Origin of the sequence: uncultured Albimonas sp. (assembly GCF_963977235.1) — a bacterium.
Lineage (GTDB): Bacteria > Pseudomonadota > Alphaproteobacteria > Rhodobacterales > Rhodobacteraceae > Albimonas.
Genome location: NZ_CAXBOD010000002.1, coordinates 121385 through 140456 on the forward strand (window position 1 = coordinate 121385; position 19072 = coordinate 140456).

At 73.8% G+C, this 19072-nt stretch carries 18 protein-coding genes and 1 other RNA gene; 12 read left to right on the forward strand and 7 right to left on the reverse strand.

What is annotated here, in order from left to right:
• Positions 1 to 27: 27 nt before the first annotated feature.
• From AAC134_RS02825 to AAC134_RS02840, 4 genes are all read right to left on the reverse strand, one after another.
• Complete coding sequence (locus tag AAC134_RS02825) at positions 28 to 612, reverse strand: hypothetical protein (protein WP_339947533.1); 585 nt, start codon at positions 610 to 612, stop codon at positions 28 to 30.
• Between the two features lie 249 nt (positions 613 to 861).
• Entirely contained in the window at positions 862 to 2352 is a 1491-nt protein-coding gene (gatA, locus tag AAC134_RS02830; protein ID WP_339947534.1) for an Asp-tRNA(Asn)/Glu-tRNA(Gln) amidotransferase subunit GatA, read from the reverse strand.
• Positions 2353 to 2406: 54 nt separating this feature from the next.
• On the reverse strand, positions 2407 to 2694 hold the full coding sequence (gene gatC / locus AAC134_RS02835) for an Asp-tRNA(Asn)/Glu-tRNA(Gln) amidotransferase subunit GatC (RefSeq protein ID WP_339947535.1): 288 nt from the start codon (positions 2692 to 2694) through the stop codon (positions 2407 to 2409).
• Between the two features lie 125 nt (positions 2695 to 2819).
• Positions 2820 to 3509: a hypothetical protein gene (locus tag AAC134_RS02840; RefSeq protein ID WP_339947536.1), complete on the reverse strand. Its 690-nt coding sequence runs from the start codon at positions 3507 to 3509 to the stop codon at positions 2820 to 2822.
• A gap of 382 nt (positions 3510 to 3891) precedes the next feature.
• On the opposite strand from AAC134_RS02840, the gene AAC134_RS02845 reads away from it, so the two are divergent.
• A complete protein-coding gene (locus tag AAC134_RS02845; RefSeq protein ID WP_339947537.1) occupies positions 3892 to 4575 on the forward strand; it encodes a metal-dependent hydrolase in 684 nt (227 codons plus the stop codon).
• Between the two features lie 249 nt (positions 4576 to 4824).
• Positions 4825 to 5145: a multidrug efflux SMR transporter gene (locus tag AAC134_RS02850; protein ID WP_339947538.1), complete on the forward strand. Its 321-nt coding sequence runs from the start codon at positions 4825 to 4827 to the stop codon at positions 5143 to 5145.
• 51 nt (positions 5146 to 5196) lie between these two features.
• On the opposite strand, the gene AAC134_RS02855 is transcribed toward AAC134_RS02850, so the two are convergent.
• On the reverse strand, positions 5197 to 5667 hold the full coding sequence (locus AAC134_RS02855) for a nucleoside deaminase (protein ID WP_339947539.1): 471 nt from the start codon (positions 5665 to 5667) through the stop codon (positions 5197 to 5199).
• Positions 5664 to 6167: a GNAT family N-acetyltransferase gene (locus tag AAC134_RS02860; protein WP_339947540.1), complete on the reverse strand. Its 504-nt coding sequence runs from the start codon at positions 6165 to 6167 to the stop codon at positions 5664 to 5666. The genes AAC134_RS02855 and AAC134_RS02860 overlap by 4 nt, the downstream gene beginning before the upstream one ends.
• Before the next feature lie 279 nt (positions 6168 to 6446).
• Between AAC134_RS02860 and AAC134_RS02865 the strand changes: the two genes are divergently transcribed.
• A complete protein-coding gene (locus tag AAC134_RS02865) occupies positions 6447 to 7961 on the forward strand; it encodes a pseudouridine synthase (RefSeq protein WP_339947541.1) in 1515 nt (504 codons plus the stop codon).
• A gap of 247 nt (positions 7962 to 8208) precedes the next feature.
• Here the strand turns inward: AAC134_RS02865 and AAC134_RS02870 are convergent, their stop codons facing one another.
• Positions 8209 to 8838, reverse strand: a complete 630-nt coding sequence (locus AAC134_RS02870) for a hypothetical protein (protein WP_339947542.1) — start codon at positions 8836 to 8838, stop codon at positions 8209 to 8211.
• 84 nt (positions 8839 to 8922) lie between these two features.
• Between AAC134_RS02870 and AAC134_RS02875 the strand changes: the two genes are divergently transcribed.
• The 9 genes from AAC134_RS02875 to mraY all read left to right on the forward strand — a co-directional run bounded on the left by AAC134_RS02875 (position 8923) and on the right by mraY (position 19067).
• A complete protein-coding gene (locus AAC134_RS02875; RefSeq protein ID WP_339947543.1) occupies positions 8923 to 9831 on the forward strand; it encodes an N-acetylmuramoyl-L-alanine amidase in 909 nt (302 codons plus the stop codon).
• 59 nt (positions 9832 to 9890) lie between these two features.
• Positions 9891 to 10294, forward strand: an RNA gene (rnpB, locus tag AAC134_RS02880) — RNase P RNA component class A.
• Between the two features lie 595 nt (positions 10295 to 10889).
• On the forward strand, positions 10890 to 11366 hold the full coding sequence (locus AAC134_RS02885) for a hypothetical protein (protein WP_339947544.1): 477 nt from the start codon (positions 10890 to 10892) through the stop codon (positions 11364 to 11366).
• Positions 11367 to 11422: 56 nt separating this feature from the next.
• Positions 11423 to 12469 (forward strand): 16S rRNA (cytosine(1402)-N(4))-methyltransferase RsmH, encoded by a 1047-nt coding sequence (rsmH, locus tag AAC134_RS02890; RefSeq protein WP_339947692.1) that lies wholly within the window; start codon positions 11423 to 11425, stop codon positions 12467 to 12469.
• Complete coding sequence (locus tag AAC134_RS02895) at positions 12466 to 12987, forward strand: hypothetical protein (RefSeq protein WP_339947545.1); 522 nt, start codon at positions 12466 to 12468, stop codon at positions 12985 to 12987. The genes rsmH and AAC134_RS02895 overlap by 4 nt, the downstream gene beginning before the upstream one ends.
• 14 nt (positions 12988 to 13001) lie before the next feature.
• Positions 13002 to 14990, forward strand: coding sequence for a penicillin-binding protein 2 (locus tag AAC134_RS02900; protein ID WP_339947546.1), 1989 nt, complete (start codon positions 13002 to 13004; stop codon positions 14988 to 14990).
• Between the two features lie 8 nt (positions 14991 to 14998).
• Complete coding sequence (locus tag AAC134_RS02905) at positions 14999 to 16516, forward strand: UDP-N-acetylmuramoyl-L-alanyl-D-glutamate--2,6-diaminopimelate ligase (RefSeq protein WP_339947547.1); 1518 nt, start codon at positions 14999 to 15001, stop codon at positions 16514 to 16516.
• Positions 16513 to 17979: a UDP-N-acetylmuramoyl-tripeptide--D-alanyl-D-alanine ligase gene (gene murF / locus AAC134_RS02910; protein WP_339947548.1), complete on the forward strand. Its 1467-nt coding sequence runs from the start codon at positions 16513 to 16515 to the stop codon at positions 17977 to 17979. Before AAC134_RS02905 ends, murF begins: the two co-directional genes overlap by 4 nt.
• The gene (mraY, locus tag AAC134_RS02915; RefSeq protein ID WP_339947549.1) at positions 17979 to 19067 is read left to right on the forward strand and encodes a phospho-N-acetylmuramoyl-pentapeptide-transferase; all 1089 of its coding nucleotides are present in this window, start codon (positions 17979 to 17981) and stop codon (positions 19065 to 19067) included. Before murF ends, mraY begins: the two co-directional genes overlap by 1 nt.
• Positions 19068 to 19072: the final 5 nt, after the last annotated feature.

Here is a 19072-nt window from a genome sequence, read left to right on the forward strand (position 1 = left end):
CGGGAGACGGAGACTCGCGGCCCATCCTCAGAACTCGGCCAGCGCGTCCAGGTCGATGGCCTCGAAGAAGGCCTGAAGGGTCTCCGCAGGGGCCGAGCCGGAGACCGAGACCAGGATCCGGCGGTCGATCAGCGACTGGATCTCGCCGTCCGGGGTGACGATGGCGCGGTGCTTGCCCACGCGCATCACCGTGCCCATCGAGCCCATCGCCGCGGCGTTGCCGAACATCGCCGACATGGCGGTGACCATCGGGCTGTCGGCGGCGAAGGTGACGGTGACCTGGTCGCTGCCGTCCGAGTAGGAGGCCGAGGACACCAGCCCGCCCCCGAACATCTGCGCCCCCATGGCCTGGTCGCCGCCTTCCTCGCGGGTCCAGCCGGCCGGCGGCGCGGGGAGGTAGCCGCCGAGGTCCTGCGCCTTCAGCTGGCCCAGCAGGGTGACCGCGAACTCGGCCTCGTCGCGGGCGGTGACGAAGTCGCCGGCGCGGTAGGCCTCGAGCGCGGCGTTGAGGCTGTCCTCGACGTCGTCGGCGCGGGCGGGGCCGGCGGACAGTCCCGCAAGCAGCGCCGGCAGCAGGAGCGTGGCGACCGCGATCGGGCGCAGGAATGTCATGGCTGGCCTCCCCAGGCTTGGCTGAGCCTCCTGGCGGAGGCTGTCGTGTTCCCGTCGGGTATAAGACCGGCGGGCGCCTCCCGGTCAAGGACGAGGACGGCCTGGCGAGGGCGGGCGAGGCCCGAGCGGGGTCGAAAGCGACAGATCGTTCATGTGAGGCTAATGTTCAGGGCGAACGCGGCGCGCCGGCGGCGTGTCCGCCCCCGCGTTTGCGGCCGCGCGCCGCCGGCGCTCAGGCCGGCGGTCCGCTCACCACCAGCGGTCGGGACGGGCGGCGAAGCCGGCGGCGCGCTCCAGCGCATAGGCGATGTCGAGCATCTCGGCCTCGCCCCAGGGCTTGCCGACGATCTGCAGCCCGAGCGGCAGACCCGAGGCGTCCACCCCCGTGGGCACGGCCGCGCCCGGCAGCCCCGCGAGGTTCACCGTCACCGTGAACACGTCGTTGAGATACATCGCGACCGGATCCGCGTCGGCCATCTCGCCGATGCCGAAGGCGGCCGAGGGGGTGGCCGGCGTGAGGATCGCGTCCACCGTCTCGAACGCCTGCTCGAAGTCGCGCTTGATCAGGGTGCGGACCTTCTGGGCGCGCAGGTAATAGGCGTCGTAGTAGCCCGCCGAGAGCACGTAGGCGCCGATCATCACGCGGCGCTGCACCTCGGCCCCGAAGCCCTCCGCCCGGCTCTTCTCGTAGAGGTCCACGATCGCGTCGCCCGCGCCCAGGTCCGCGCGGTGGCCAAAGCGCACCCCGTCGTAGCGCGCGAGGTTCGAGGACGCCTCGGCCGGCGCGATCACGTAGTAGGCGGGCAGGGCGTATTTCGTGTGGGGGAGGCTGATCTCGACCGTCTTCGCGCCCGCGTCGCGCAGCATCTCGGCGCCGCGGTCCCACAGGGCCTCGATCTCGGGGGGCATTCCCTCCATCCGGTATTCCCTGGGAATGCCGATGGTCTTGCCGCGGATGTCGCCGGTCAGCGCGGCCTCGAAGTCGGGCACGGCGAGCTCGGCGGAGGTGGAGTCCTTGGGGTCGAACCCGGCCATGCCCTCGAGCATGATCGCGGCGTCGCGCACGGTCTTCGCCATCGGCCCCGCCTGGTCGAGCGAGGAGGCGAAGGCCACGATCCCCCAGCGCGAGCAGCGCCCGTAGGTCGGTTTCACGCCCACGATGCCGGTGAAGGCCGCCGGCTGGCGGATCGAGCCGCCGGTGTCGGTCCCAGTCGCCCCCAGGCACAGCGCCGCGGCCACCGCCGAGGCCGAGCCCCCCGAGGACCCCCCCGGCGTCAGGTCGCGGTTCGAGCCCTTGGCCCGCCACGGGTTCACCGCGGGGCCGTAGCACGAGGTCTCGTTGGACGAGCCCATCGCGAACTCGTCCATGTTCAGCTTGCCGACCATCACCGCGCCCCGCTCCCACAGGCGCGAGGTGACGGTGGATTCGTAGGTCGGCTTGAAGTTCTCGAGGATGTTGGAGGCCGCCTGGCTGGCCACCCCCTCGGTGCAGAACAGGTCCTTGACGCCCAGCGGGATGCCGCACAGCGCGGGCGCCCCGGCCCCCTCGGCGTCCAGCCGCTTGTCGGCGGCGGCGGCCATCTGGCGGGCCTTCTCGGGGGTCTTGGCGCTGACCGCGTTCAGGGCGTCGGCCGAGTCGATGGCCGCAAGGCAGGCCTCGGTCAGCTCGGCCGAAGTGATCTCGCGGGCGCGGAGCTTGTCGCGGGCCTCGGCGATGGTCAGGCGGGTCAGGTCGGACATGGGGTCTCTCGGGCGTGCGGGAGGGAAGGCGGAGGGCGCGTCAGCGGACGCGGGTCACTCGACCACCTTGGGAACGGCGAAGAACCCCTCGCGGGTGGCGGGGGCGTTGGCCAGCACACGCTCGCGGATGCCGCCGTCGGTGACCGCGTCCTCGCGCCGGCGCAGGGCCATGGGCGTGACCGAGGTCATCGGCTCGACCCCCTCGACGTCCACCTCGCCCAGCTGCTCGACCCAGCCCAGGATGCCCGAGAGCTGGGTGGCGAGCGTCTCCAGGTCCTCGTCCTTCACCCGGATGCGGGCCAGGTGGGCGACGCGGGCGGCGGTGGCCTTGTCGATGGACATGGAACGGGCTCCGTCGGAGGGAAGTCAGGCGGGGATTTCGTGGCCCCGCTCTAGCCCGACGTCGGGTTCCGCGCAACCCGGGCCCGGGACGGCCGCGGGCTCGGGCCGGCGGCCGCGGCGCGCGCCTAGGACGGCGCTCTGGGCGCCCGCCGCTCGCCATGGCGCGCGAAGGTGACGATCAGCACGCCCAGCAGGGCGCCGTTCAGCAGGTGCCAGCCCCAGTGCATCCCATAGGGAAACGCCTCGCACACCGGCCCGGTCTGGTTGTCGAGCGTGCGCATGGTCAGCGAGACGACCAGCAGCCCCGCGGCCGTCGCGATCCCCCGCCAGGCGGGATGCGCGCGCAGACCCAGCAGCAGGGCGAAGCCGCACATCGCGAGCAGGGTCGGCACATAGCCGATCGAGCCGTTCAGCCGCCCCACCACCGGCGTCAGCCACCCCTGGAGCACCGAGGACACGGGAATGAAGGCCGCCGCGATCGCCGCGCCGCCCCACGCCGGCAGGCGCAGATAGCGCACGCCGGTCAGGTAGAGATAGAGCAGGATGAACAGCATGATCGGCACGACGTCGGCGATCACCGACCAGCGGTTCGCCAGCGTGTGAAACAGGAACGAGCCGATGCCGATCGCGGTCAGCACCCCGCACAGCGCGCGCACCGCCCAGTCCTCGTCGCGGCCCTCGCGCCGCGCGACGCTCCAGGCCCAGGCCGCCGCCAGCAGGAAGGCGGCGTTCGACACCGCGTTCAGCGGCTCGGCCCAGAACGAGGGGTCCAGCCGCTCGCAATAGGAGTCGATGGTGGCTGTCCAGTCCGACATCCGCGCTGATCCTTCCCCGACGATCCCGCTTGCCCGCTTGAGGCAAGCGCCTGGCCGCGCTCGCCTTCCGCAGGACGACGGGCCGGCGACGCGCCGGGCGCGAAGCTGCCGCGGCGCCTTCGCGGAGGATCTTGGCGGGCGCAGGGGGTTTGTCCATGCAAGCCTCCGTGTTTCCGTCGGGACGCGCTTTTGAATGTGTCATATCGGCCGCGATCGCCCTTGCCGTCTCCTGCCGGGCGGTTTCGCAGGGCGGGGCGGTCTGACCCCAGGGAACCCGCGCCGCGCCCCTTTATTCCTGCGACGGCCTGCGGCAAGACTCGGCCTCGCGCCGGCCGGGCCCGCCGGGCCGGGCGCCGACGCGACAGGCGAGGAGGAGACGATCATGAAAATCACCTGGCTGGGGCATTCCGGCTTCCGCATCGAGATCGCGGACCAGGTCCTGCTGATCGACCCGTGGCTGCACGGCAACCCGATGTTCGACGAGTCCAACGCCGAGGCCGCCACCAAGGGCGCCACCGCGCTGCTGCTCAGCCACGGCCACTTCGACCACACCAACGACTCGGTCGATGTCGCCAAGAAGACCGGCGCCAAGGTCGTCGGCATCTTCGAGCTGATGGGACACCTGGCCGAGAAGGAGGGGGTCGAGACCGTCGGCTTCAACCTCGGCGGCACGGTCTCGCTGGGCGAGGTCTCGGTGACGCTGGTCGGCGCGCGGCATTCCTCCTCGATGGCCGGGCTGGGCTATGCGGGGACCGAGGCGGGCTTCATGATCTCGGGCGAGGGGAAGACGATCTACTTCTCCGGCGACACCGACGTGATGGCCGACATGGGCGTCTACCAGGACCTGCACGCGCCCGACATCGGCATCCTGTCCTGCGGCGGCCACTTCACCATGGACATGAAGCGGGCGGCCTACGCGGCCAAGAAGTTCTTCAAGTTCAAGACCGTGATCCCGTGCCACTACAAGACCTTCCCGCTGCTGGCGCAGGACGCCAAGGAGCTCGCGAAGGGCCTGCCCGGCGTCGACGTGATCGAGCCCGAGGTGATGAAGGCGATCGAGCTCTGATCGCGCACCCGGCCCGACAGGGGCCGGAGGGACTGACGAAGGGCCGCGCGGATCCTTCCGCGCGGCCCTTCCGTCTTCCCGGCCCCCGGCCCCCGCCCGGGGACGGGCAGGGCGGCGAACGGTCGCCAGGCGCGGATTTCCTGGCCGGCGGCGTTGACCCGCACGCGCCTCGGTCCCAGATCGGGCGTGGCGGACGACCGCTTGCCATCCCGTTTCCCGAGGGGACGACCCCGCGGGTGGGAGCGTGTCATGGCCTGGGTCCTACTCTTCGCCGCCGGTCTTCTCGAAATCGTCTGGGCGGTCGCCCTGAAACAGTCGCACGGGTTCTCGCGGCTCGCGCCCACGCTGATCGCGGGGGCGGCGCTGCTGGGCAGCCTGGCGCTGCTGGCCCAGGCGATGCGCGTGCTGCCGCTCAGCGTCGCCTACCCGGTGTGGACGGGGATCGGCGCCCTGGGCGCGGTGCTTGCCGGCGTCGCGCTGGCGGGCGAGGCGCCGAGCCTGTCGCGCGTCCTCGCCGCCGCGCTGATCCTCGCGGGCGTGGTGTTGATGAAGACCTCGTCGAGCGGCTGACCCGGCGGGCCCCCGCGCTCCGCGCCGCTCAATCCCTGCGCTCCGCGCCGCTCAGTCCCTGCGCCGGGCGGCGAAGAAGGCGCGCAACAGCTCGGCGCAGTCGGCCTCGGCGAGGCCGCCGTAGACCTCGGGGCGGTGGTGGGCCTGGGGGTGGTCGAAGACCCTCGCGCCATGTTCGACGCCGCCTGACTTGGGGTCGGAGGCGCCGAAATAGACCCGCTCGATCCGGGCGCCGGCGATGGCCGCGGCGCACATCGCGCAGGGCTCGAGCGTCACCCACAGCTCATGGCCGGGCAGCCGCTCTGAGCCGAGCGCGGCGCAGGCCTCGCGGATCGCCAGGATCTCGGCATGGGCGGTGGGGTCGTGACGCTCGCGCACCCGGTTGCCGGCGGCGGCGCGGATCTCGCCGGTGGCGCGGTCGACCAACACGGCGCCGACCGGCGTCTCGCCCCGCGCGGCGGCTGCGCGGGCCTCGTCGAGCGCCTGGCCCATGCGCGAGGCGAACGGGAAGGCGCGGCTCATGGCGCGGACCCGGCGTCGACGGGCCGGGCGAAGCGGCGCAGGCCCTGCAGGGTCGAGGCGCGTTCGACAAAGCCCAGCCGGCGCAGGACGGCGACGGCGGGGGCGTTGCCCTCGCGCACCACGGCCTGCACCTCGACGCAGATGGCGCGGGCCTCGCAGAGGGCGGCGGCCATCGCCTCGGTCGCGAGGCCCGCCCCCCAGCGCTCGGGCGCGAAGGCGAACGAGGCTTCTATCGCGGCCGCGCCTTCCATCACGCAGAACTGCAGCCCGGCGATGCCCGCGGCGCCCTGGCGGTCGCGCCACAGCCGCAGGCCGAAGCCGTGGGCGGTCCAGTGGGCGGCGAAGGCGCGGGCGCGGTCGGCGGCCTGGGCGCGGCTCCACGGGTCGTCGTCGCCGATCCAGCGGCCGACCTCGGCGCGCCCGAACAGGGCCGCCGCGAAGGCCGCGTCGCGGGGGCGCACGGGCCGCCCCTCCAGCCGCTGGGTGCGCAGGATGCTCATGCCCGCGTTATGGCAAGCGCAGTCGCCCGCGGCCAGCGGCTTGCGCAGGGCCGGCAGGGGCGCGCGAGGGCGGGTTCGCGCCGGGAAATGCAGTCCGAAGCGAGGCGCGAGGCAGGTTCCTTGCGCCTTCCGCGCTCCAGGCGCGCGGAACCGCTTCCGTCCGGGCCTGCACGCTGCGATAAGCCGCCGATGACAAGCGATTCCGACAGCGACTCCGGGCGCCCGCGCCGCGGCGGCCCGACCCGTCCTTCCTCCAGGGGAAAGGACCTCGGCAAACCCGTGGGCAAGGGCGGCGCCGCGAAGGCCCGCGGGGGCGCCACGGCGCCCGACACGCCCACCGGTCCGCGGACCGAGCGGCTGGCCCGCCGCCTCGCGCGCGCCGGCGTCGCCTCGCGCCGCATGGCCGAGGAGATCATCCTCGCCGGCCGGGTGCGCGTGAACGGCAAGCCCGTGGACACGCCCGCGCTGAACGTCGATCCCTCGGATCTGGTCGAGCTCGACGGCGCCCCGATCGCGGACGCCGAGCCGCCGCGGATGTGGCGCTACTACAAGCCCATCGGCCTGGTGACCTCGGAGTCCGACGAGAAGGGCCGCCCGACGGTGTTCCAGCGCCTGCCGGCCGAGCTTCCGCGGGTGCTCTCGGTGGGGCGGCTGGACCTGAACTCCGAAGGGTTGCTGCTGCTGACCAACGACGGCGATCTGAAGCGGCGGCTGGAGCTGCCCTCGACCGGGTGGCTGCGCAAGTACCGGGTGCGGGTGCACGGCGCGCCCGACGACAAGGCGCTCGAGCCGCTGCGCCGGGGCGTGGAGGTGGAGGGCGAACGCTTTCAGCCGATGACCGTGAGCGTGGATCGGCAGCAGGGCGCCAACGCCTGGCTGACCGTGAGCCTGCGCGAGGGCCGCAACCGCGAGGTGCGCCGGGCGCTGTCCTCGGTGGGGTTTGACGTCTCGCGCCTGATCCGGGTCAGCTACGGCCCGTTCCTGCTGGGCGACCTCGAGCCGGGGCAGGTCGAGGAGATCCGTCCCAAGGTCCTGCGCGACCAGCTGGGCCTGCCCGCCGCCGAGGTCGAGCGTCCCGCCCCGCGCGCCGCCAAGCCCGCCGACGACGGCGCCGGCCCCGCCAAGGCGGCCAGGGGCGCCGCAGGCGCAGGCCCCGCTCGAGGGCCGAAGGGCGCCGGCGCCGCCGCGCGCGGAGCCAAGCCCGCGCCGCGCCGCGCCGAGGCGTCGGCCGGGCGCAAGCCCGTCGGCCCCAAGCTCGCCTCGTCCTCCTCCGACAGCCCCGGAGGGCGCAAGTTCGCCTCCCGCAGCGCCGAGGCGCCGGGCGGCCGCAGCTTTGCGTCCCGCGCGACCGAGGGCACGCCGGGCCGCAAGCCCGCGCCGCGCGACTCCGCCGCCCCGGGCGGACGCGGGTCGCGCAGCGAGACGCCCAGAGGCGACGGCCCGAGAAGCGACGGACCCAGAAGCGGCGCCGGAGGCGGCGGGCCCAGGAGCGGGCCCAGAGGCGAGGGGCCCGGAAGCGGAGCCAGAGGCGAGGGGCCCGGAAGCGGAGCCAGAGGTCAGGGGCCCGGAAGCGGGGCCAGAGGTCAGGGGCCCGGAAGCGGGGCCAGAAATCAGGGGCCCGGAAGCGGGGCCAGAAATCAGGGGCCCGCAAGCGGGCCCAGGGGGAGCGCGTCGAGAAGCGGCCCCAAGGGGGATGGACCCGGAAGCGGGCCCAGAGGCGACGGGCCCTCCGGGGGCCGCGGGCCTCGGGGGGGCGCGCCCGCTGGACGAGGGCCGAAGCCCCGGCGCGGCTGAGACCCCCGGCGCCCGGATCGCGAGCCGGGCGCCGGGCGAGACCGCCGCGCCCGCGCCCGGCACGCCTCCCGCCCGCCCACCCCGGCGCGCCGGGCGCGGCCGCTCTGCGCGAGGGGCGTCTGACGCATTCCAGAACCGCGAGGGGCGACGCGTCGGGCGCATCGTCGGGGCGCGACCGGCAGCGCCCGCGGCGACCCTGCGCCGCGCGAGCGCAGGCGCCGGGTCGCGCCGGCGCGCCGGCGAGGCCTCAGGCGCGGGCGGAAGGGTGCAGCTGCGGGCGGAACCCGGCCGCCAGCGCCGCCAGGATGGCGGGCGGGGTCAGGACCTCGACCTCGCCGTCGGGCAGGGGGCGGGGCGGGGCGTAGCCCTCCCACCCCCAGGGCAGCGCCGCTTCGCCCAGCTTCAGCGCCGGCGCGCCCTCGAGCCTCAGCATCGCGCCCTCAGGCAGGGCTGCGGCCGGGCCGCGGGCGCGGGGGCCGAGTCGCTGGGCGTGCAGGACAAGGTCCATCGCCGGCGCCCTGGGGCGCTCGGGCAGATCGTGGGCGCGGGCCCAGGCCTCGGCGAAGGCCAGCGCGTCCGCTCGGCGACACTCGAAACAGGGACGGTGACCGGCGGCGAGCGCGGTGGCCTCGTCGAGAAAGAACAGCTCGGTGTAGCCCGCCCCCATCACCTGCCGCCTGCGCCCCTTGAAGCTCAGCACGCAGCAGATCCACTGGCGCGAGACCCAGCGACGGCGCCCCAGCCGCGGTCCCTCGCCGGTCTGCGGGTCAGCGGGCAGGTGAAACCGTCCCCCGCGGTTGCCCATCATCCCGCCCCGGGCCGCGACGGCATGGATGGCCCCGGACGGATCGACGCGGTTCTCGCGCGGTCTCGACATCTGCTCGCCCCGATGCTGTCATCCCCGCCAGGGGGAACCGGAGCGTAGAATGCCCAGCCGACGCGTCCACGAAAAGGCCGCCCCGTGACCGAGCGTGATCGACCACGGGACGAGGACAGCGGGGCCGCCGCCCCGCGCCCGCCGATGCGCCGCGCCCCGGCGCCGCCCGAGATCGTCGAGATCGCCTCGCCCAACCATGGCCCGCGCCGCGGGGTGGCGGCGCCGAACATGATCCTGATCCACTACACCAACATGAGTTCGGCGGCCCTCGCGCTCGCGCGCCTGTGCAACCCCGCCGCGGAGGTCTCGGCCCACTACCTGATCGACGAGACCGGCGGGACCTTCCGCATGGTCTCGGAGATGCGGCGCGCCTGGCATGCGGGCGTGGCGGCCTGGGGGCCGGTCGAGGACGTGAACTCCCACTCGATCGGCATCGAACTGGCCAATCCCGGACCCGAGGCCGGCCTGCCGCCGTTCCCCGAGGCCCAGCTCGACGCGCTGGAGCGGCTGCTGTTCGCCGTGCGCCTGCGCTGGGCGATCCCGCCGGCGCGGGTGCTGGGCCATTCGGACGTCGCGGTGGGCCGCAAGATCGACCCGGGCGAGAAGTTTCCATGGCAGCGGCTCGCCCGCGCCGGCCATGCCATCTGGTCGCAGGCCGAGGCGCCCGATCCCGCGCCCTTCCTGCCCCCCGAGACGCTGCTCGGCGTCCACGCCCTGAAGCTCGGCTACCGCTGGCAGGAGACCGAGGCCGGGTTCGCCGACCTCGTCCGCGCCCTGCAGATGCGCTTTGCGCCCGACGAGACCGGGGCCCCGGCCAGTCACCGCCTCGCGGCGCGCGTCGCCGAGATGGCCGGGCGCTTCCCCGTCGCCGACGGCGAGCGACGCTCGAGCTACGCGCCGCCAGGGCCTTCGGGCCGGGTCCACGTCTCCGCGCCCCGCCCGGGGGAGGAGGATGGCGGCTTCGACCCGGATTTCGACCTCGACACCGAGTAGGGGACGCCTGCGCGCCCCTGGCTTGCATGGGCGACGCGGCGGCGCCATAAGCGCCCCCGGCGGATGGCCGGGCGGCCGCGGTTCCCCTCGCTCAGGCGGGCGGGGGCCGAGGAAGGTCCGGGCTCCACGGAGGCACGGCGCCGGGTAACGCCCGGCCGGGGAAACCCGAGGGAAAGCGCCACAGAGAACAGACCGCCGTCCGCGCCCCTCGGGGTCGGGCGGCAAGGGTGAAACGGTGGTGCAAGAGACCACCGCGCCCCTGGCGACAGGGGCGGCACGGCAAGCCCCGCCGGGAGCAAGATCAAGTTGGGCCGATCGCGCGCCTCGACGCGCAGGGGGTCGCCTCCGCCCCTTCGGCCGTGGTGGATCGCGAGAACCCGCGCGTGAGCGCGGGTCCAGATGAATGGTCGCCCAAGGGTCTTCGGACCCCTGACAAAACCCGGCCTACAGGCCATCCGCCGCCAGGCTTCGCCCTCGGGACCGCATTTCGCGCGCCCGAGGGCGTTTCGGGTCCCGCAGGCTGCGCGAGCGCGTGGTTTCGGCCTTCCGGCCCGTCGAATCGCGAAATCCGGGAAATCGTGGGATCGACCCCTTCCAGGTCGTGGGGATTCGCCCCACCGGGCGGGGAAATGGCGCCGCCGCCGCCCACTTTACGGGGAAATCCGGGGCCGCGGCCCCCCGGAGTGGCCTCGGCGCCACGCTCCCTCGTCCCCCTCGAAACCATATCTGGTGGTTAACGCAGCGCCCTTGCCCACATGTGCCAGTTGCCATCGGTCGGCCCCAAAGTGGCGAGAGGTGGGTGAGTTTCCCGTTGATGCCCACGGAATCCCATGCTAGAAAATCTCCAGAGGCAGAGAGAACAAACAAAGAGCCCGCAAGCAGGTTCATACAGGCAACTCTCTAAAACAAAGAACTAGACCGGCGCGTGACACGGCGCATCAAGTGACGGCGCGAAGCTGGAAGTACACCCGAGGGACAGCAGGGCGGGTCGCGCATGAGGCAGGCGCGGCCCGCTTTTCCTTTTGGGCGGCCTTCCGACGTGAGGGGACAAGCAGCCCATGTGGCAGCAGTTCACGTCCAGTTTCTTCAACAAGGTGGACACGAAGGGTCGTGTCTCCATACCCGCGCTGTGGCGCAAGGCGCTCGAGCTGCGCAACGCCGAAGGCAACATCGTGCTCGTTCCCGGCTTCCGCGACAAGAACTGTGTCGAGGGCTATGCGCCTGACGAGTATCAGCGCATGTCCGCCGCCGTCTCGCGCATGCACCCCTCCGACCCCAATCGCCGCAAGCTGGAATACCGTCTGATGGGCCGCGCCCTGCCGCTGCAGCTCGACGACAACGGCCGCATCGTGCTGCCCAAGGAGATGCGCGACCGCTTCGATCTCGATGGCGACGTCGCCTTCGTGGGCACCGGCGACAGCTTCCAGATCTGGTCCAGGAGCCGCTACGACGAACTCGTCGCGCCGCTCGACGACGACGAGGACTTCGACGCCCTCTCGGCCATGCCCTGGGACGGGCCGGGGGCAGTCCAGTGATCGCGGCCCTCGCCCTCTCCCCCGGGCTCGCGCCCGCCGACCGGCCCCGCGGACCCATTGCGCCGCCGCCCGCGTCCTCCGCGCCGGGGCAGGGCCACCTGCCGGTGCTGCTCGACGAGGTGCTGGCGGCGCTCGACCCTGCGGTCGCGCCGGGTCCGGTGCTTGACGGCACGCTGGGCGACGGCGGCTATACCCGCGCGATCCTTGCCGCCGGCGCCCCGCGGGTGGTGGCGGTGGACCGCGATCCCACTGCGCTCGCGCGCGCCGCGGCCTGGTCGCACGCGCACGGCGACCGGCTGTCGCTGGTCGAGGGGCGGTTCGGGGATCTCGACACGCTCGCCGCGCAGGCCGGGGCGGCGCCGCTGGGGGGCGTGGTGCTCGACATCGGCGTCAGCTCGATGCAGCTCGACGAGCCCGACCGTGGCTTCTCGTTCCTGCGCGACGGTCCGCTCGACATGCGCATGGAGGGGGCCGGGGCCGACGGCCCCTCGGCCGCCGACCTGGTCAATGAATTGCCCGAGGCGGCGCTCGCCGACATCCTGTTCCAGTATGGCGAAGAGCGCGCCAGCCGCCGGATCGCCAAAGCCATCGTGGCCGCCAGGGCCGCCGGGCCGCTGCGCACCACGCTGCGCCTCGCCGAGACGGTGGCGACCTGCGTTCCCCGCGCCCGTCCCGGCCAGCCCCACCCCGCCACGCGCTCCTTCCAGGCGCTGCGCATCGCGGTCAACGACGAGCTGGGCGAGCTGGCCCGCGCGCTGGGCGCCGCCGAGCGGGCGCTCGCGCCCGGCGGGGTGCTGGCGGTCGTCACCTTCCATTCGCTCGAGGATCGCGTGGTCAAGCGCTTCTTCGCGGCCCGGGCCGGAGGCGCGGGCGGGGGCGGCTCGCGCCACGCGCCGGTGAGCGAGGTGGACGCGCCGCGCTTCGACCTGCTCTCGCGCCGTCCTGTCGAGGCGGGCGAGGACGAACTCGCCCGCAACCCGCGCGCCCGCTCGGCCCGGCTTCGCGCCGGGCGGCGCACCGCGGCGCCGGCCGTTCCCATGGATCCCCGCGGCCTGGGCCTGCCCGGGCTGACCGTTTCCGCGCTCAAGGAGGTCGGGCGATGATGCGCTCGCTTCTCTACGTCTCCGCTCTTGCGCTGGTCTGCGTGGTGGCGATCTGGGCCTACCGGGTGATCAACGACACCCAGGATCTTGGCGACCAGGTCGAGGCGCTGCACGCCCAGATCGCGCGTGAGCGCGAGGCGATCGCCGTGCTGCATGCCGAGTGGGCCTGGCTGAACCGGCCCGAGCGGCTGGACCGCCTGGTCGCCTCCCATACCGAGGAGCTGGGTCTCGCCCCGCTTACGCCCGCGCAGTTCGCCGAGGCCGCCGCGGTGGCCTTCCAGCCCCCGCCCCCGCGGGCGCCCGGCCCGGCGCCGGAGCCCGCCGTGGCCCCTGCCGTGGCGCTGGTCGCCGCCCTGGCCGAGCCGATCCTCGCCCCCGAACCCGCCGCCTTCGCCGTGCCGCCGCTCGCCCCCGCGCTCGCCGCGGCCGAGCCGCCGGTGACGATGGCCGCGCTCGCGGGCACCGACGCCGTCGCGCTCGGCGTCTCGCCGCCCCCGCCCCGCCCCGAACGACGCTGAGCCGGAGATCCGCCATGACCTCGTCGCACGTCGATCCCCACGATCCCGCCGCCGGGCGCCTCGTCCCCCGCCCGCCCGAGGGGCGCGATCCCCCCCGCTCTCCCGGGGGGCGCGATGCGTCTGAGGGCGAGGCGGTCGAGGGCGTCGTCTACGGCGCCGGCGCCGACGCGCTGCAGTTCGACATCGACCCCGGCGCGCCCGAACACTCCCACGGGCCCGAGGGCGCGCGGCTCGCCGACGTCATCGCCGCCCGCCGCGAGGGCGTCGATCCCAACGCCGAGGCCGCGGCCCGCCGCGCCGACCGCCGCCGCCGCACCGCGGTGCAGGAGCGCGCCCGCGCCCGCTGGCGGCTGCATCTGCTGTGCTTCGCCTTCCTGCTGGCCTACGCCTCGGTCGCCGGGCGCATGGCGCTGATCGCGGGCTCCGAGCCCGAGGAGCCGCGCGCCTCGTTCTCGGCCCCGTTCTCGGCCGCGCGCGCGGAGATCACCGACCGCAACGGCGAGCTGCTGGCCGCCAACATCCCCGTCTGGTCCCTCTACGCCCACCCCGAGGAGCTTTTGGACAAGCAGGGCGCGGCCGAGAAGCTGGCCGCGATCTTCCCCGACCTGACCGTCCCCGCGCTGATGCGCCAGTTCAACGACGGCCGCCGGTTCCTGTGGCTGAAGAAGGCGATCACCCCCGCCCAGCGGGTGCAGGTGCATGACATCGGCGACCCCGGCCTGCAGTTCGGCCGGCGCGACATGCGCGTCTATCCCGGCGGGCGGCTGGCCTCCCACATCCTGGGCGGCGCCTCCTTCGGGAAGGAGGGCGTGACCGCGGCCGAGATCGTGGGCGTCGGCGGGGTGGAGTCCAAGCTCGACGAGGCGCTGCGCGACCCCGCCCGGGCCTCCGAGCCGATGCGTCTTTCGATCGACATGCGGGTGCAGCGGGCCTTCACCGACGTGCTGCGCGCCAACGTCGAGAAATTCCACGCGCGCGGCGCCGCGGGCGTGCTGATGGACGCCAACACCGGCGAGGTGATCGCGCTCGCCTCGCTGCCCGACTTCGATCCCAACGACCGTCCCCCGCCCCCGACCAGCGGCCTGCCCGACGACTACGCCACCTTCAACCGCGCGGCGCAGGGGGTCTACGAGCTGGGCTCGACCTTCAAGATCTTCAACGCCGCCATGGCGATGGAGGCCGGCATCGCCACGCCGCAGACGATGATCGACACCACCGGCCCGATGCACTGGGGCCGCTTCAAGATCTCGGACGCCCACGCGATGCCCGCGCGGATGACCCTGCGCGAGGTGATCATCGAAAGCTCCAACACCGGTTCGGCCCGGCTTGCGCTGCAGGCCGGCGCCAAGCGCCAGCGCGCCTTCCTCGAGACGCTGGGCCTGCTGGAATCGACCCCGGTCGAGCTGTCGGAGGCCGGGCGCGCCGATCCGCTGCTGCCCGCGCGCTGGTCCGAGATCTCGACGATGACGATCTCCTACGGGCACGGGCTTGCGGTGACGCCGCTGCACCTGGCCGCGGCCTACGCCTCGATCACCAACGGCGGGCTGCGGGTGAAGCCGACGCTGCTGGCCGGCGCGCCGGGGCCCGACGAGTCCGACCGCGTGGTCTCCGAACAGACCTCCGACGCGATGCGCGAGATGCTGCGCGCGGTGGTCACCGAGGGCACCGGGCGCAACGCCGACGTCGAGGGCTATTTCCTCGGCGGCAAGACCGGATCGGCCGAGAAGCCGCGCCGCAACGGGGTCGGCTACGACAAGACCAAGGTGCTGGCGACGTTTGCGGGCGTGTTCCCCGCCCATGACCCGGCCTATGTGATCGTGGTGACGCTCGACGAGGGCTGGACCGAGAAGTACGGCCGCCGCTGGCGCACCGCGGGCTGGACCGCCGCGCCCACGGTCAAGGATGCGCTGACCCGCATCGCCCCGATCCTGGGCATGCGCCCGCAGGCCGAGCCGACCGAAGGCGACGGGCCCGCCGGCGCGCGCCAGGTCGCGAGCCGCTGAGGCCGGGGATGGCGAGGCTCGCCTCCCTCGGTCTTCCGGCCGCGCCGGGCGTCGACCCGGAGACGGAGATCCTCGGCCTCGCCTCCGACAGCCGGAAGGCGGGGCCGGGCGTGGTGTTCTTCGCCCTGAAGGGAAGCGTGGACGGCGCCGAGTTCGCGCCGTTCGCGTTGCGCATGGGCGCCCCGGTCGTGGTCTGCTCGCCCGAGGGCGCCGAGACGATCCGCGCCGCCTGGGCCGCGGAGGGGCGCGAAACCCCGCCCGCAGGCCTGCCGCTGGCCGTGGCGGAGGCGCCGCGTCTGGCCCTGGCGCGGGCCGCGGCGGCCTTCTACGCGGCGCAACCCGAGGGGGTCGCAGCCGTCACCGGCACCAACGGCAAGACCTCGGTCGCCTCGTTCCTGCGCCAGCTGTGGACCGCGCTTGGCCGGCGCGCGGTGAACATCGGCACCATCGGCGTCGAGGGCGCCGTCGACCGCCCCGGCGGCCTGACCACCCCCGATCCGCTGGCGATGCACGCGCTGCTGGCGGAGCTGGCGGGCCTCGGCGTCGAGCGGGCGGCCATCGAGGCCTCCTCCCACGGGCTCGCCCAGCACCGCGCCGACGGGGTGCGGCTGCGGGCGGCGGGGCTGACCAACGTCACCCGCGATCACCTCGACTATCACGCGACGCCGGAAGACTATCTCGAGGCCAAGCTGGGCCTTTTCGCGCGGGTGCTGCCCGCCGAGGGGACCGCGGCGCTGAACGCCGACGACCCCTCCTTCCCTCGCGCCGCCCAGATCGTGCGCGCCCGCGGCCAGCGCCTGATCGCGGTGGGCCGGGCCGAGGCCGCCGACCTGCGCCTGCTGAGCGCCGACTACCACGAGACCGGCCAGACCCTGCGCTTCGGCTGGCAGGGCGAGATCCACGAGGCGGAGCTTCCCCTCGTCGGCGCCTTCCAGGGCGAGAACGCGCTGCTGGCCGCCGCCCTCGCCATCGGCTGCGGCGAGGCGCCGGAGGCGGTCTTCAAGGCCCTCCCCGCGCTGCGCGGCGTGAAGGGGCGGATGGAGCATGTGGCGACCCGGGCCAACGGGGCGCGGGTCTATGTCGACTATTCCCACACGCCCGACAGCCTCGCGACGGCCATCGCCGCCCTGCGCCTGCACACGCCCGGCCGGCTGGTCGCGGTCTTCGGCGCCGGCGGCGACCGGGACGCGGGCAAGCGGCCGCTGATGGGGCGCGCGGCGCTGGCCGCCGACCTGGTCGTTGTGACCGACGACAACCCCCGCTCCGAGGACCCCGCCGCGATCCGCGCCCAGGTGCTGGCGGGCGCGCAGGGCGCCGACCCCGCGCCGATCGAGATCGGCGACCGGGCCGAGGCGATCCTCGCCGCGGTGGACATGCTGGGGCCCCAGGATCGTCTGCTGATCGCCGGCAAGGGTCATGAAACCGGCCAGATCGTGGGCCACGAGGTGATCCCGTTCGACGACGCCGAACAGGCGCGCGCCGCAGTCCAGGTTCTGGATGCGGATCGGGAAACGGGGGACGCATGACCACGCTCTGGACCAGCGCCGAGGCCGAGGCCGCCACCGGCGGACGCGCCACCCGCGCCTTCGAGGCCGCGGGCGTGAGCATCGACAGCCGCGCGGTCGAGCCGGGCGACCTGTTCGTCGCCCTCAAGGACGCCCGCGACGGCCACGACTTCGTCGCCGCCGCCCTCGAGGCCGGCGCGGCCGCCGCCCTCGTCTCGCGCATCCCCGAGGGCCTGGACGAGACCGCCCCCCTCCTGATCGTCGAGGACACGCTGGCGGGCCTCGAGGGGCTCGCCGTCGCGGCGCGGGCGCGCACCAAGGCGAAGGTGGTCGCGGTGACCGGCTCGGTCGGCAAGACCTCGACCAAGGAGATGCTTCGCGCGGCGCTCAGCCCCCAGGGCGCGACCCATGCCGCCGAGAAGAGCTACAACAACCACTGGGGCGTGCCGCTGACGCTGGCGCGGATGCCGAAGGCCACGAAATTCGCGGTGATCGAGATCGGCATGAACCATGCCGGAGAGATCCGCCCCCTGACCCGGCTCGCCCGCCCCCATGTGGCGCTGATCACCACCGTCGACCCGGTGCACATGGCCCACTTCCGCTCCGAGGCCGAGATCGCCTTCGCCAAGGCCGAGATCCTCGAGGGGCTGGAGCCGGGGGGCGTGGCGATCCTGCCCCGCGACAACCGTCACTACGACCGTCTGGCCCGGCGCGCGCGCCGCCTGGGGGTCGCCACGATCCTGCGCTTCGGCTCGTCTCCGCGCTGCACGGCGCGGATGCTCAGGGCGGCGCCGGGGCCCGGAGGCACCGCGCTGACCGCGCGCATCCACGGGCGCAACGCGCTGGTCAAGATCGGCGCGCCGGGGCGGCATTTCGCGATGAACGCGCTGGCGGTGCTGCTGGCGGTCGAGGCGCTGGGCGCCGACGGCGCCCGCGCGGCCCTGGCGCTGGGCGCCTGGCACGCGCCGGACGGGCGCGGCAGCCGCTGGCGCATCGCGCTCGACGCCACCGGGCTCGACGGCGCGGTGCATCTGGTCGACGAGAGCTACAACGCCAACCCCACCTCGGTCGGCGCGGCGCTGGAGGTGCTGGCCGCCTCCGCCCCCGAGGACGGCTTCGGGCGCCACGTGAAGGGCCGCAAGATCGCGATCCTGGGCGACATGCTCGAGCTCGGGCCCGACGAGACCGCGCTGCACGCGGGCCTCGCCGAGCATCCCGCGTTCGCCGCCATCGACCGCGTGCACACGGTCGGCCCGCGGATGAAGGCCCTGCACGACGCGCTTCCGCCGGGGCGCCGCGGCCGCCATGCCGCGGACAGCGAGGCGATGGCCCGCGAGGTCCGCCGCCTGCTTGACGCCGGCGACGTGGTCATGGTGAAGGGCTCGCTCGGCGCGCGGATGGCGCGCGTGGTCGCGGCCGTGAAGGCGCTCGGCCGCCCCGCGCCCGAGCTCCCCGCCGGCGAGGACGAAGGACCCGACGCCTGATGCTGTATCACCTGCTCACCCCCCTCTCGCAGGGCGGCGACGTGTTCAACCTCTTCAACTACCTGACCTTCCGGTCGGGGGGCGCGTTCCTGACGGCGCTGTTCCTGAGCTTCGGCTTCGGCAATCCGATCATCAACGCGCTGCGGCGGATGCAGAAGAAGGGCCAGCCGATTCGCGCCGACGGGCCCGAGGGACACCTGCTGACCAAGTCCGGCACGCCGACGATGGGGGGGGTGCTGATCCTGTTCTCGCTGCTGCTCTCGACCCTGCTGTGGTCGGACCTGTCGGAGGGCTATGTCTGGGTCGTGGTGCTGGTGGTCGCGGGCTTCGGCGCCATCGGCTTCGCCGACGACTACCTCAAGGTTTCCAAGTTCGACGTGAAGGGCGTGCCGGGCCGGATCCGGCTGGGCGCGGGCTTCGCCATCGCGCTGTGCGCCGCGCTCGCCACCGTCTGGCTGCAGCCCGCGCCGCTGTCGGGCGCGCTGGCGCTGCCGATCTTCAAGGACATGCTCATCGACATGGGCATCCTGTTCTACCCCTTCGCGATGCTGGTGATCGTGGGCTCGGCCAACGCGGTCAACCTGACCGACGGACTCGACGGTCTCGCGATCATGCCGGTGATGATCGCGGGCGCGGCGCTGGGCTTCATCGCCTACGTGGTCGGGCGCACCGACTTCACCGAGTATCTGGGCCTCTCCTACGTCCCCGGCACCGGCGAGATCGCGGTCTTCTCGGCCGCCCTGATCGGGGCGGGCCTGGGGTTCCTGTGGTTCAACGCGCCGCCCGCGCAGGTGTTCATGGGCGACACCGGCTCTCTGGCGCTGGGCGGGGGGCTCGGCGCCATCGCGGTCGCGACCAAGCACGAGATCGTGCTGGCGGTGATCGGCGGTCTGTTTGTCGTCGAGGCGCTGTCGGTGATCATCCAGGTCGGCTACTACAAGATGACCAAGAAGCGGGTGTTCCTGATGGCGCCCATCCACCACCATTTCGAGAAGCTCGGCTGGCAGGAGGCCACCATCGTGATCCGCTTCTGGATCATCTCGGTGATCCTGGCGCTGGTCGGCCTCGCCACCCTGAAGCTGCGGTAGGGAGA